The organism is Vibrio anguillarum (assembly GCF_001989995.2).
In the GTDB taxonomy this organism is placed as follows: Bacteria; Pseudomonadota; Gammaproteobacteria; order Enterobacterales; family Vibrionaceae; genus Vibrio; species Vibrio anguillarum.
In genome coordinates this window covers 86,536-100,718 of sequence record NZ_JAHGUP010000027.1, presented here as the reverse complement: position 1 = coordinate 100,718, position 14,183 = coordinate 86,536, and the positions used below count along the sequence as shown (strand labels likewise).

General features: G+C 46.7%; 12 protein-coding genes. 7 read left to right on the top strand and 5 right to left on the bottom strand.

What is annotated here, in order from left to right; translation table 11 throughout:
- Window positions 1-2 precede the first annotated feature (2 nt).
- Both PL85_RS07900 and frdA read right to left on the bottom strand, forming a co-directional pair.
- A complete protein-coding gene (locus PL85_RS07900) occupies window positions 3-761 on the bottom strand; it encodes a succinate dehydrogenase/fumarate reductase iron-sulfur subunit (RefSeq protein ID WP_115339352.1) in 759 nt (252 codons plus the stop codon).
- Window positions 761-2,575: a fumarate reductase (quinol) flavoprotein subunit gene (gene frdA, locus PL85_RS07895; RefSeq protein ID WP_013855868.1), complete on the bottom strand. Its 1,815-nt coding sequence runs from the start codon at window positions 2,573-2,575 to the stop codon at window positions 761-763. The genes PL85_RS07900 and frdA overlap by 1 nt, the downstream gene beginning before the upstream one ends.
- 244 nt (window positions 2,576-2,819) lie before the next feature.
- Here frdA and epmA point away from each other — a divergent pair, with 244 nt between their 5' ends.
- The 5 genes from epmA to cysE all read left to right on the top strand — a co-directional run bounded on the left by epmA (window position 2,820) and on the right by cysE (window position 7,168).
- Window positions 2,820-3,794 (top strand): elongation factor P--(R)-beta-lysine ligase, encoded by a 975-nt coding sequence (gene epmA, locus PL85_RS07890; RefSeq protein WP_115339351.1) that lies wholly within the window; start codon window positions 2,820-2,822, stop codon window positions 3,792-3,794.
- Window positions 3,795-3,950: 156 nt separating this feature from the next.
- Window positions 3,951-4,385, top strand: coding sequence for a rhodanese-like domain-containing protein (locus tag PL85_RS07885; protein WP_010317649.1), 435 nt, complete (start codon window positions 3,951-3,953; stop codon window positions 4,383-4,385).
- A 167-nt stretch (window positions 4,386-4,552) separates the two neighbouring features.
- Window positions 4,553-5,020, top strand: a complete 468-nt coding sequence (secB, locus tag PL85_RS07880) for a protein-export chaperone SecB (RefSeq protein WP_013855870.1) — start codon at window positions 4,553-4,555, stop codon at window positions 5,018-5,020.
- A 211-nt stretch (window positions 5,021-5,231) separates the two neighbouring features.
- Window positions 5,232-6,260: an NAD(P)H-dependent glycerol-3-phosphate dehydrogenase gene (gene gpsA, locus PL85_RS07875; RefSeq protein WP_115339896.1), complete on the top strand. Its 1,029-nt coding sequence runs from the start codon at window positions 5,232-5,234 to the stop codon at window positions 6,258-6,260.
- Between the two features lie 86 nt (window positions 6,261-6,346).
- Complete coding sequence (gene cysE, locus PL85_RS07870; RefSeq protein WP_010317654.1) at window positions 6,347-7,168, top strand: serine O-acetyltransferase; 822 nt, start codon at window positions 6,347-6,349, stop codon at window positions 7,166-7,168.
- Window positions 7,169-7,230: 62 nt separating this feature from the next.
- Here cysE and PL85_RS07865 read toward each other — a convergent pair whose 3' ends face one another.
- From PL85_RS07865 to argE, 3 genes are all read right to left on the bottom strand, one after another.
- Window positions 7,231-7,770 (bottom strand): PadR family transcriptional regulator, encoded by a 540-nt coding sequence (locus PL85_RS07865; protein WP_234826548.1) that lies wholly within the window; start codon window positions 7,768-7,770, stop codon window positions 7,231-7,233.
- A 366-nt stretch (window positions 7,771-8,136) separates the two neighbouring features.
- Window positions 8,137-10,770, bottom strand: a complete 2,634-nt coding sequence (gene ppc / locus PL85_RS07860) for a phosphoenolpyruvate carboxylase (protein WP_026027891.1) — start codon at window positions 10,768-10,770, stop codon at window positions 8,137-8,139.
- A 232-nt stretch (window positions 10,771-11,002) separates the two neighbouring features.
- Window positions 11,003-12,139: an acetylornithine deacetylase gene (argE, locus tag PL85_RS07855; RefSeq protein ID WP_115339349.1), complete on the bottom strand. Its 1,137-nt coding sequence runs from the start codon at window positions 12,137-12,139 to the stop codon at window positions 11,003-11,005.
- A 155-nt stretch (window positions 12,140-12,294) separates the two neighbouring features.
- Between argE and argC the strand changes: the two genes are divergently transcribed.
- The gene (gene argC / locus PL85_RS07850; RefSeq protein WP_115339348.1) at window positions 12,295-13,296 is read left to right on the top strand and encodes an N-acetyl-gamma-glutamyl-phosphate reductase; all 1,002 of its coding nucleotides are present in this window, start codon (window positions 12,295-12,297) and stop codon (window positions 13,294-13,296) included.
- Window positions 13,297-13,319: 23 nt separating this feature from the next.
- Window positions 13,320-14,111 (top strand): acetylglutamate kinase, encoded by a 792-nt coding sequence (gene argB, locus PL85_RS07845; protein WP_010317663.1) that lies wholly within the window; start codon window positions 13,320-13,322, stop codon window positions 14,109-14,111.
- The last annotated feature ends 72 nt before the right edge of the window (window positions 14,112-14,183 follow it).

Here is a 14,183-nt window from a genome sequence, read left to right as displayed (position 1 = left end):
TCTTATCCCTCCACTTTCTTTGGTGAACCGTCAGGTTTTAGCATGGCAATCACGAAGTCCATTGAAGATTCAACTTTGCCTTGGTTGACGGCTGCTGCTGGATCCACGTGTTTTGGACACACTTCAGAGCAGTAACCAACAAAGGTACAACCCCAAGCACCGTTATCACCATTGATAAGCTTCATACGCTCGGCTTTACCATAGTCACGGCTATCTAAGTTGTAGCGATGAGCAAGGGTCAATGCTGCGGGGCCAATAAACTCAGGGTTCAAACCAAACTGAGGGCAGGCCGCGTAGCAAAGACCGCAGTTAATACAACCAGCAAATTGTTTGTATTTGGCCATTTGCTCTGGCGTTTGTAAGTTGGTGCCATCTTCAGGTTTGCGATCGTTGCCAATGATGTAGGGTTTAATGGCTTCAAGACGCTCGATAAACGAAGTCATATCCACGATCAAATCTTTTTCAATTGGAAAGTTGGCTAAAGGTTCAATTTTCACGCCATTAGGGTAATCGCGCAGGAAGCTTTTACAAGCCAATTTAGGTACGCCATTAACCATCACACCACACGAACCGCAGATCGCCATACGGCAAGACCAGCGATAAGAGAGATCCTTATCAAGGTTATCTTTGATGTAGCCAATTGCGTCGAGCACTGACATGGTGTCATCAAAAGGAACTTCAAACGCTTGCAGGTGTGGCTTAGCATCTTTTTCTGGGTCGTAGCGCAAAATGTCTACTTTTTGAATGCGATTTGCTGACATTATTTTTGCTCCTCTGCGCTTTTCTCTTCTGCCGCTTTTTCCGCAGCGGCAGCCTGTTCTGCCGCTTCACCATAGAGACGAGCTTTCGGCTGAGATTTCGTGATCTTAACCGCGCTGTAGTCGATACTTGGAGCGGCATCAGGTTGATAGAAAGCTAAAGAGTGCTTGAGGTAGTTCACATCATCACGCTCAGTACAACCTTCGTCTAAACGCTGATGCGCACCGCGAGATTCTTTACGCAAGATAGCTGAGTGAACCATAGCTTCAGCCACTTCAAGGCCATAACCGACTTCGATAGCGTACAGAAGGTCGGTGTTGAACACTTTGCCTTTATCTTTAATGCTAATGTTCTTGTAGCGTGCTTTTAGCTCGGTGATTTTATCAATCGTCGCTTGCATTAAATCTTCTTGGCGGTAGATACCACAACCCGCTTCCATGGTGTGACCCATCTCAGTGCGAATGGTGGCCCAGTTTTCATCACCTTCTTGGTTCATTAACGCTGCAATACGCTCTTCTACGGCTTTGACTTGTTTGGCGATAGATTCATCGTTCCAACCTTTGAATTCCGCTGCGCGTTTCACTGCACTTTCACCCGCAACGCGGCCAAAGACCACAAATTCAGCTAATGAGTTAGAACCCAAACGGTTTGCACCATGCAAGCCAACCGAGGCACATTCGCCGACAGCAAACAGACCTTTGATGCGCGTTTCACATTGTCCATCCGTTTCGATACCACCCATGGTGTAGTGTACGGTTGGACGAATTGGGATCGGCTCTTTTGCTGGGTCAACGTTGACGTAAGCTTTCGCCAATTCGCAGATAAACGGCAAACGCTCCTGTAAGTACTCTTCACCAAGGTGGCGAAGATCAAGCAGCACCACATCACCAAGCGGATGTTTGATGGTGTTGCCTTTTTGTTGTTCATGCCAGAAAGCTTGAGAAACTTTGTCGCGAGGACCGAGTTCCATGTATTTGTTTTTAGGCTGACCCACTGGAGTTTCTGGGCCCATACCGTAATCTTGCAGATAACGATAGCCATTTTTATTGACGATGATACCACCTTCACCGCGGCAGCCTTCCGTCATCAAAATACCCGTGCCAGGTAGGCCAGTTGGGTGGTATTGCACGAACTCCATATCGCGTAGAGGGACGCCATGACGATAAGCCATCGCCATACCATCGCCGGTTACAATGCCGCCGTTGGTGTTGCAGTGGTACACACGGCCTGCGCCACCAGTGGCTAATACCACGGATTTCGCTTTGATGGTTACTAGCTCACCTTCGGACATATGAATCGCGATAAGCCCTTGAACTTCGCCATCTTCAACAAGTAGATCCACCACGAAATACTCATCAAATCGATTGATTTGTGGGTACTTCATTGAAGTTTGGAAGAGGGTGTGAAGCATGTGGAAGCCTGTTTTGTCAGCCGCAAACCAAGTACGCTCGACTTTCATGCCACCAAAACGGCGTACGTTGACTTCGCCATTTTCTTTACGGCTCCATGGGCAACCCCACTGTTCCATTTGCACCATCTCGCGGGTCGAGTTGGCAACAAAATATTCAACAACATCCTGTTCACATAGCCAATCTCCACCACCAACGGTATCGTTGAAGTGGTTGTCAAGGCTATCTTCTTCCTTGATAACTGCTGCTGAGCCTCCTTCCGCTGCAACCGTATGAGATCGCATAGGATAAACTTTAGAAATCAGAGCAACTTCTAAATCAGGGTTTGCTTCAGCGGCTGCAATTGCAGTGCGAAGACCAGCGCCGCCTGCGCCGATGACTGCGATATCTGTGGTGATAATTTGCACAGTTATCCTCCGGTGTGTGATGCGGAAAATCCGCTTGTTATAGTTAAAGGTTCGTAAGCCTTAAGTGGTACGGGTAGTGTAGAAGAGCTGTGTAAGGAAAAAATTGATTCTGTTAGGTTTTTGCTTCGGAAGTGCAAGCGCGAGCATACTTATTTTTCTTTGTGTGATAATAATCACGTTAGAATTTGGAATTGCGCTTTAAGTCAGTAAAATTCATATCATCCAAACTTATGTGTGCCAGAACATGAATAGAAAAAACTGGATGCCAACCGCATCAATATCACAACTCAAACAGCGTGCTCAGTTACTCAAGCAGATCCGCCATTTCTTTGAACTACGAGATGTATTGGAAGTCGATACACCAGCCATGAGCCATGCCACGGTAACCGACATTCATTTGCAAACCTTCCAAACCCAATTTGTTGGCCCAGGGTATGCTGATGGCCGTCAACTTTATTTAATGACAAGCCCAGAGTTTCATATGAAACGACTTTTGGCGGCGGGGAGTGGTTCGATTTATCAGATCAATAAAGCGTTTCGCAACGAGGAAAATGGCCGCTATCACAACCCTGAATTTACGATGTTAGAGTGGTATCGGGTTGGTTTTACCCACCATGATTTAATGGATGAGATGGATCAATTGCTGCAACTTATTTTGCAGTGTGGAGCGGCGCAGAAGATGAGCTACCAACAAGCATTTTTGCAGGTACTTGGGGTTTGTCCGTTAGAAGGCTCAATGGACGAGTTAAAATCGGCTGCGAGCCGATTAGGTCTAAGTGACATTGCTGAGCCAGAAGAGGATAGAGATACCTTACTGCAACTGCTATTTAGTGTCGGTGTTGAGGCGGAAATTGGTCAACAGGTACCCGTTTTTGTTTACGATTTTCCTGCATCACAAGCGGCACTAGCTAAGATTAACCCGCAAGATCATCGTGTTGCGGATCGCTTTGAGGTCTATTTCAAAGGGATTGAACTTGCGAATGGTTTTCATGAGCTGGACAACCCACAAGAGCAACTGGCTCGTTTTGAAGCGGATAACCAAAAGCGTAAAACGATGGGGCTGGTCGAACAGCCGATTGACTACCACTTGATAGCAGCATTAGAGGCTGGCTTGCCTGAATGTTCAGGAGTGGCGCTTGGTATTGATCGCTTGATTATGCTGGCGTTAGGCCAAGATCATATTGATAACGTGACGGCTTTTCCTTTTCCGATAGCTTAAGCTTTTAAGCTTATGTGGATTGCGCGCTTGTAGTGCGATGAGCGCGCTGAAAAACGGCAACAGTTTCTTATTATGCAATGTAAGCCCTCGCGTCTGGCTGACAACCTCGTTATACTCCTTGTCTGATTTTAAGCCCACATTGCAAGAGCACAGAATATGCAAGAGTACATCGAATTTTTCCAACACAATATGATTCTATCTTTGGCATGGGTAGGTATTCTCGTCGCCTTAATCATGAGCATCGTGAAATCAACCACGGCAGCCTATAAAGAGATCACCGCTTCACAAACGACGCTTTTAATGAATCGTGAAAACGGTGTTGTTGTCGATATCCGCACGAAAGATGAATTTAAAAAAGGCCATATTACCGATGCGGTTCACATTTTACCGTCAGATATTAAATCCGGTAACTTGGCTAGCCTTGAAAAGCACAAGTCTGACCCAATCATTGTGGTATGTAAAACGGGTCAAACCGCGCAAGAGAGTGCCAACCTGCTTGCTAAAGCTGGGTTTGAGAATGTGAATTTACTGAAAAATGGTCTTGTAGCTTGGAATGAAGCGAACTTGCCATTGGTTCGTGGCAATAAATAATTCACTGATCGCGGTTATCTTGAACTGAGTGTGCTGGCTGAAAAGCCAGCATTTGATGCTAAGAGTTGTGATGTTTTCCACGTAATCGTGAGCTCATCTAGTCATTCGAAATCAGCTCGGTTAGTCTAAAAGCAACACTGAATTTGTAAGTATTTAAGGATTTAATCATGGCTGAAGCCGCACAACAAACAGCACAACAAAATTTCGCAATTCAACGTATCTTTCTAAAAGATGTCTCTTTTGAAGCGCCAAACTCACCTGTTATGTTCCAAAAAGAGTGGAATCCAGATGTGAAGTTGGATCTTGACACTCAAAGTCGTGATCTGGGTGAAGGTGTGTATGAAGTCGTATTACGCCTAACGGTGACAGTGAAAAACGCGGAAGAAATCGCGTTCTTATGCGAAGTGCAACAAGGTGGTATTTTTACTGCTGAAAAAATGGAAGCGGGTCAACTTGCTCATTGTTTAGGTGCATTCTGCCCGAACATTCTGTTCCCATATGCACGTGAAACGATTTCTAGCTTAGTTGTTAAAGGGACATTCCCACAACTTAACCTTGCACCAGTGAACTTTGATGCATTGTTTATGAACTACCTACAACAACAAGCGACTCAAGGCGAGCAAGCAGAAGCTTAATCGTTAATGACGTGAGATCATTAACGTTGGCGTTCCACGTCAGACTTTGATGATAAAAAATGCACAAAGCATCCCAGATAATGATGGTGCGTTGTGCATTTTTTGTTTATTTCGAATGCCAATACCTCCGTTCCTTGCTACTCCGTATTGAAAGCTGTATCGGAAGGAATTTAGGTATAACATGACAACACGAATAGCAATGGACGAAACAATGACAGATCCTAACAGTATTTACGGTAAAGCGATCACCATGACAGTAGTTGGTGCGGGTTCTTACGGCACATCTCTGGCGATTTCTTTAGCACGTAACGGTGCTAATGTTGTCCTTTGGGGACACGATGCTAAGCATATGGCTCGTCTTGATGCTGATCGTGCTAACCAAGAATTTTTACCCGGTATTGATTTTCCCGATTCGCTGATTGTGGAAACCGATTTGAAAAAAGCGGTACAAGCGAGCCGCGATTTGTTGGTTGTAGTTCCGAGCCACGTATTTGGCCTTGTTATGAAGAGTTTAAAGCCTCACTTGTGTGATGATTCCCGTATTTGTTGGGCAACCAAAGGGCTTGAACCTGAAACGGGCCGGCTGCTGATGGATGTGGCCTATGACACCATTGGCGAGCGCTATTCATTGGCGGTGTTATCTGGGCCGACTTTTGCTAAAGAGCTGGCGATGGGGATGCCTACCGCAATTTCTGTTGCCTCGCCTGACGCTCAGTTTGTCGAAGATCTGCAAGGCAAAATTCACTGCAGCAAAACTTTCCGCGTTTACGCCAATAGTGATTTTATTGGAATGCAGCTAGGTGGTGCGGTGAAAAACGTGATTGCGATTGGCGCTGGCATGTCCGATGGGATTGGCTTTGGTGCGAATGCGCGTACTGCATTGATTACGCGCGGCCTAGCTGAAATGTGCCGTTTAGGTGCGGCGTTAGGTGCTCAGCCTGAAACCTTTATGGGGATGGCCGGATTGGGTGACTTAGTACTCACTTGCACCGATAACCAATCACGTAACCGTCGCTTTGGTTTGGCGTTGGGACAAGGGAAAGACGTAGATACGGCGCAGCAAGAAATTGGCCAAGTGGTTGAAGGTTATCGCAACACCAAAGAGGTGTGGTTATTAGCGGCGCGCATGGAGGTTGAAATGCCAATAGTTGATCAAATCTATCAAGTGCTGTATCAAGGAAAAGATGCGCGTGTTGCAGCACAAGATTTGCTGGCTCGTGATAAAAAAGCAGAACGCTAATTCATTGCTCATGATTAGGCACAAAGCCTATTAGCAATCTACATTGACGCTCTAGAGATTGGATGAGGAAGGGTGATCAACCAACGATGAAACATTGCGAAAAACTCAAAGTGTGGCAAGCCATAGTCAAAGAGGCGCGCGAGCAGTCAGAACAAGAACCGATGCTGGCCAGTTTTTATCATGCCACTATTATTAAGCATGATAGTTTAAGCTCGGCCTTGAGCTACATTCTTGCCAATAAGCTGAATACGGCCTCAATGCCAGCGATGGCGGTGCGTGAAGTGGTCGAAGAGGCATTTGCCGCAGACCCCAGCATTATGGAAGCGGCGGCGTGTGACATCTGCGCGACTGTCAATCGCGACCCCGCGGTATCTATGTTTTCAATGCCTCTACTTTATCTCAAGGGCTACCATGCCTTACAAGGCTATCGCGTCGCGAACTGGTTATGGAAGCAAGGTCGAGTGGCGTTGGCTACCTATTTTCAAAACCAAATTTCGGTAGCTTGCCAAGTGGACATCCATCCTGCTGCACGTATTGGCCGCGGCATCATGCTTGACCATGCTACGGGCATTGTGATCGGTGAAACCGCGGTGGTGGAGAATGACGTCTCTATTTTACAAGATGTAACGCTAGGTGGAACGGGTAAAGAGTGCGGCGATCGCCACCCGAAAATTCGTGAAGGCGTGATGATTGGCGCGGGTGCCAAAATTCTCGGTAATATTGAAGTGGGCGAAGGGGCGAAAATTGGTTCTTGTTCGGTGGTATTGCAAGCTGTGCCTCCGCACACTACCGTCGCTGGAGTGCCAGCCAAAATTGTCGGTCGTCCGCAAACCGATAAGCCTTCGTTAGATATGGACCAACAATTTAATGGCCGCTCTCAAAGTTTTATTGCCGGTGATGGTATTTGATTTGGTCGCGGAAAACAAAAAGGGTGATGCTCACAGAGCATCACCCTTTTTTATGGTTGGCATTAAGCCATTGCATCGAGTTCAGTAAGCACTTCTTCAGCCCAATCAACCCACGCTTGGCGAACCAGTAGGTTGCGGCGTAGTGTTAGACGCTCAAGGCGCTGTAGCTTATCGAGAGTAGCTGGTGTTGCATAGTACGCAGACTCAATCTCTTTGTAGTGAGCAACCAATTTTTTCGATTCTTCAACTAATTCACCCAGTTGAATTCGGTAAGGTGTTGCTGGTTGTACCGCGCAAGCGATCAATTTAGCGCTAAATTCATCACGTACGGTTGGGTGAGCTGTAGGTTGGTCAAACCATTCACCTAAAGCGCTGCGACCTGCATCGGTGATGGAGTAAACTTTACGATCTGGCTTGCCATCTTGCGGTTCTAATACACAAGTGACTAGGCCCTGTTGACCCATTTTATTCAGTTCGCGGTAAACTTGTTGGTGGCTGGCTTTCCAAAAATAGCCAATGCTCGAAGAGAACTCTTTTGTGATGTCGTACCCTGTGGCATCGCGAGTGCTCAAAACAGTGAGGATAACGTGTGGTAATGACATGTCTTTAATCCAAATAGTTAATAAACTCAAAAACAACTTGCTCAAACTCGTGTTGTGCTTCTGATGGCATCAATCATGAATGAGTTTAAGCAACACCCACCTTTCTATTGACGGAGTGGGTTGTGTCACCTTAAAAAGCCGTTTATCACCTAGGATTATATGCGTGACGCATATCGACCTGCGATTTGTTATGTTTGTATGCTACCGCAGAGGAGCAGTAGTATATCTAAATAATAAGCATAAAGTAGAATACTTTGTTAGTTTAGCTTAAAAAACTGATAATATGCTCAATAATTTTTGTGATTTAAAATAAAAAGCCGCGCTCAGGCGGCCTTTTAGCTAGTTTGTGAAATAAAATGCTGTTACTTAGCCTGTGTTACGCATTCCTGCTGCAATACCCGCGATAGTCACCATTAAGGCTTCTTCTAACTCTGCTGGTGCGGTTTCGGTTTGGCGAGTGCGGTACAACAGCTCTGCTTGCAGCATATTTAATGGCTCAACATAGATATTGCGCAAACGGATTGACTCTTGACCCCAAGGATCGCTTTGCATTAAGTTCTCATTGTTTTCTACATTTAACACCGCTTTGATGTCTTTCTGTAATTGAGAACGCAAACGCTCACCGAGCGGGCGTAACGATTCATCGACTAAGCGTTCATCGTAATAGCGTGAGATTTCAATGTTGCACTTGGAGTAAACCATTTCTAGCATGCCCAAACGCGTTGAGAAAAATGGCCATTCACGGCACATCTCTTCCAGCAGTGCTTGGTGTCCTTTATCGATAGAAAACTGAATTGCTTCTCCCGCACCTAGCCAGGCTGGTAGCACGAGGCGGTTTTGGCTCCAAGAGAAGATCCACGGGATTGCACGTAAGCTTTCGACCCCACCATTAGGGTTGCGTTTAGCCGGACGTGAACCGAGCGGTAATTTACCCAGCTCTAGCTCTGGCGTTGCTTGGCGGAAGTACGGGACAAAGTCCGGCTCGCCGCGAACAATATGGCGATACGCTTCGCAAGAGACTTCAGACAATACCTCCATTAAGTCGCGCCAATCTTGTTTTGGCTCTGGTGGTGGCAGCAGGTTCGCTTCTAAAATGGCGCTGGCGTACATCGTAAAACTATTGACCGCTACTTCTGGTAGACCAAGTTTAAAGCGGATCATTTCGCCTTGCTCCGTCACACGCAAGCCACCTTTTAAGCTTTTGGGTGGTTGTGAAAGCAGTGCCGCATGTGCTGGAGCGCCCCCGCGACCAATGGTGCCGCCACGTCCATGGAATAGTGTCAGTTCAATTCCGGCCTCTTCACTGACATTAACCAAAGCTTCCATTGCGCTGTATTGCGCCCAACCGGCGGACATTACACCTGCATCTTTAGCCGAATCAGAGTAACCAATCATCACCATCTGGTGGTTTTGAATAAAGCCACGATAGAGATCAATGCCCATTAGCTGGCGGATCACCGTTTCTGCGTTGTTTAAATCATCCAAAGTTTCGAACAGTGGACAAACGTCCATGCGATAAGGGCAGCCACACTCTTGCAACAATAGATGTACGGCAAGTACATCTGATGCGGTACGAGCCATCGAAATCACATAAGCACCAAAGGCTTCGCGAGGCTGAGAAGCAACGATTTTACAGGTGTCGATCACCTCTTGTACCGCTTCTGAAGGCTGCCAGTCACGAGGTAACAAAGGACGTTTTGAGCTCAACTCATTGGTGAGAAACGCAATTTTGTCTTGCTCGCTCCACTGGTCATAATCACCAATGCCTAAATAACGGGTGAGCTCGGAGATCACATCAGAGTGACGAGTGCTCTCTTGGCGAATGTCCAAACGTACAAGATGCACACCAAACGCTTTAATCCGGCGCAGAGTATCAAGCAGCGAGCCATCGGCAATGACGCCCATGCCGCATTGATGTAAAGATTGGTAGCAGGCATAAAGCGGTTCCCACAACTGTGCGATATTTTGCAGTGGTGCTTTGCGTGCCAGTTGTTGGCCATTGATCTTGGCATCTAACACTTCCAGTGTTTCGCTGAGTAGTTCACGCAGGCGTTTGAGAATGGCGCGATAAGGTTCGTGTTCATCTATGCCAGCCAAATCGCGTAGCGCGTCACTGCATTTGGTCATCGACAATTCGCTGACCAGCTCATTGATATCACCTAGGTAGAGATCGGCCGCTTTCCATCGAGAAAGCAGCATTACTTCACGGGTGATTTTATGAGTCACAAAGGGGTTACCATCACGGTCGCCGCCCATCCACGAAGAAAAATGCACAGGGCGTGCATCAATTGGTAGCCCTTCACCTAAGTAGTTGGTGAGGTGCTCATCAAATTCACGAAGAAAATCAGGCACGGCTTGCCATAGAGAATTTTCCACCACCGCAAAGCCCCATTTTGCTTCATCCAGTGGCGTAGGGCGCTGCTTACGAATCACATCTGAATGCCAGCTTTGCGCGATTAACTGTTCTAAACGGCGTTCGGTTTTTTGGCGCTCTTTAAATGAAAGGTCACTGAGTTCAAGCTTGGAGAGACACTCGTTAATTTTCACCAGCTTGTTGATCATCGTGCGGCGTGTAATTTCGGTTGGGTGAGCCGTTAGCACTAACTCAATATTGAGATCGCGTACCGCTTGAGCAGCATCCAATTTACTGATTTTATTTTGATTCAGTTTAGTAAACAGTAAATTAATCGCATCAGGCTCACACACATGTTCTTCACAGTGACGTGAAATGGTGTGGTACTGCTCGGCCATGTTGGTTAAGTTAAGAAATTGGTTGAATGCCCGCGCTACCGGGGTGAGCTGTTCGTTGGGAAGGTTTTTGATCTCTTCAACCAAGCTGTCTCGGTCGGCTTGATTGCCATTACGGGCTGATTTTGAAAGTTTTCGGATGGTTTCCACTTTCTCTAAGATAACGTCACCATGGGCGTCCTGAATGGTGTTGCCCAGCAAACGGCCAAGCATGCTCACGTTACTTTTGAGCGCAGCGTATTTTTCGTTCATTGTCATCCTGCCTTGTAAAAAAATTACATCCATTGTTCCTTGCTAAGTACACAATCTAGCGAAAAGATCCCTGTAGAGTCAAATAAAGCCGACTATTTTTACGATTATTGCTGAATGTTATTGAACGTGATCATTTGGTGAATAATTGGCGTAAATTACTGAAATTTTATTACAAAAATGCCCGACCGTAGAAAAGCTGTCAGGCATTTATCGCTTGAGTAAGCTTGGTAGGCTAGAAGCAGTATTTATACATTGCTTTGGACAAAATCGAGATGGTTGGATCAATAAATTCAAACGCTAGGAATTCATCCGGTTGATGCGCTTGATCGATCGAACCTGGGCCGAGTACCAGTGTTGGGCATAATTGTTGTAAGAACGGTGCTTCAGTACAGTAATTCACGGTTTGTGAAGCGGTATTGCAAATCTCTTCAATGTTGCCAATAAAGGGGTGATCATGCTGACATTCATAACCCGGAATCGCATCATGCAGCGCGGTAATCTCAATGCGACCGGGCCATTTTGCACTGACTTCATTCAGTGCATTGCGCAGCAAGTTATCGAGCCCATCTAGACTCATGCCGGGCAGCGGGCGCACATCGTAATGCAATTCGCAGCAGCCACAAATGCGGTTTGGACTATCGCCACCGTGGATATGGCCGAGGTTCAAAGTGGGGTGAGGAATGGCAAAGCCTGGGTGATGGTACTCTTTGATCAATTTGTCGCGCAGTTGCATTAACGCGAACAGCACTTCATGCATGATTTCGATGGCATTTACGCCCAGAGCAGGATCAGACGAGTGGCCCGATTTTCCTGTCACTCGAATAGCGTTGGCTACGTGGCCTTTATGGCCGCGGATGGGCACAAGGCTAGTCGGCTCACCAATAATGCAGTAATCCGGTTGAAATGGTGCATGTTCAGTGAAATGACTCGCGCCGAGCATAGTGGTTTCTTCATCACAGGTAGCCAACACATACAGCGGTTTACTCTGTTTACTCCAATCGACTTTTTTCACCGCTTCGTAGATAAAAGCAAAAAAGCCTTTCATGTCTGCCGTGCCTAAGCCATAGAAACGATCATTGGCTTGCGTTAACGCGTGTGGTTCAAAATTCCAACGTCCTTCGTCAAATGGAACGGTATCACTGTGCCCCGCGAGCAGTAGGCCACCTTCGCCGCACCCTTTCTTCGCCACTAAATTGTATTTTCCCGGCGCGACTTCAATGGTGTCGACTACAAACCCTAAGCTGGAAAACCAGCTTGCCAATTTATCAATCACACTCTGGTTACCTTCGTCCCAACGAGCATCTGTGGAGCTGATGGAAGAGGTCGAAATCAGACCTTGGTAAACCTCAAGAAAACTGGGTAATTGCATATTATCTTTGCTCCTAGTATTGACAGAGTAATTGTGAGAAGGTAAAACACATATTAAATCACTTTGTGTGAATAAAAAACCGAGTTAAGTGTCTTTTTTGAAATTTATAGTCATTTTTAGATTGTCTTTTTTACCTTGAAATTGGATGTCACGAGATGTTGAAAACCACAATTATCGGAGCTAGCGGTTATACCGGCGCTGAGTTGGCGTATATGGTGCAAAAACACCCACAACTCACGCTATCAGGTTTATACGTTTCCGCCAATAGCCTAGATGCTGGAAAACCAATGGCTGAGCTGCATGGCAAACTCTCCGGTATTGTCGACATGCAGGTACAACCATTAGTGGATCCGGTGAGCGTTGCAAGCCAATGTGATGTGGTGTTTTTAGCTACGGCTCATGAGGTGAGCCATGATCTCGCGCCTATTTTTCTTGCGCAAAATTGTCAAGTTTTCGACCTTTCTGGTGCTTTTCGCGTCAAAGGTGATGATTTTTACCAAAATTACTATGGTTTTAAACATCAACACCTGCAATGGTTAGAAAACGCGGTTTATGGACTGGCGGAATGGAATTATGAGGCAATTAAGCAGAGCCAATTGATCGCCGTTGCAGGTTGCTATCCAACCGCATCGCAACTGGCGATAAAGCCTTTGGTTGAAGCGGGTTTGTTAGATACAACTCAATGGCCGGTGATTAATGCCACCAGCGGTGTCACAGGTGCGGGCAGAAAAGCGACATTAACCAATAGTTTTTGTGAAGTGAGCTTACAGCCATACGGCGTGTTTACTCATCGCCACCAACCTGAAATCGTCGCCCATTTAGGATGTGATGTGATTTTTACGCCTCACTTAGGGAATTTCAAACGCGGTATTTTGGCCACCGTGACGATGAAGCTTGCATCGGGTGTTTCAGAGCAACAAGTCAGCCATGCTTTTGAGAAGGCGTACGCTAACAAACCAGCGGTTCGGCTCAAATCAACCTTGCCGAGCATCAAAGATGTTGAATTCACACCATTTTGCGACCTCGGTTGGCGAGTGCAAGGTGAGCATATTATCGTCGTGTCCGCGATCGATAATTTATTAAAGGGGGCATCGAGCCAAGCGATGCAGTGTTTAAATATTCATTACGGTTTTTCTGAGCTAACGGCTTTGGTGTAACGCACCAAGCGTAAGGGTTAAATATGACAGATACAAAGCAAAATCCATTAGTGATTAAGTTAGGCGGCGCGGCGCTGTCTTGTTCTGAAACGCTAAGCAAACTGTTTGGCGCAATCGCACTGTATCAAGCCCAAGCTCAGCGACGAATTGTCATCGTGCACGGGGGCGGTTATCTCGTCGATGACCTGATGGCGAAATTACAACTAAAAACCGTGAAGAAAGAAGGTTTGCGTGTCACGCCTTATGATCAAATTCCGCTGATTGCAGGCGCGCTGGCTGGGACAGCCAACAAAATGCTGCAAGGGCAAGCGATTAAAGATGGCTTAAACGCGGTTGGTTTATCGCTCGCTGATGGCGGGTTATGCAAAGTCGAAGAGTTGGATCCAGAACTCGGCGCAGTGGGCAAGGCTTCTCCTGGTGATTCACAAATCGTGCAAGCGATTTTAGCCGCTGGTGGTTTGCCTATTATCAGCTCGATTGGCCTGACCGCCGATGGCCAAATGATGAATGTCAACGCCGATCAAGCAGCCGTTGCAGTGGCTGGCGCATTGGATGCAGAACTCGTTCTGCTTTCCGATGTGAGCGGCGTGCTGGATGGCAAAGGCCATTTGTTGTCGAGCCTCAATGAGCAGCAGGCCAATGCGCTGATTAAAGGCAAAGTGATCACGGATGGCATGATTGTCAAAGTGAAAGCGGCGCTGGAAGCGGCAAATGATTTAGGTCGCCCGATTGAAGTGGCGACATGGCGTTACCCAGATAAGCTCAGCAAATTGTTTGCGGGCGAAAGTATCGGGACCCAATTTTTACCTCAATAAACGTATTTAATCAGTTGTTGATAACAGCTGTAAGTAATTAATCACCCAGAGCACTGACCGCCAAGCGCAGCG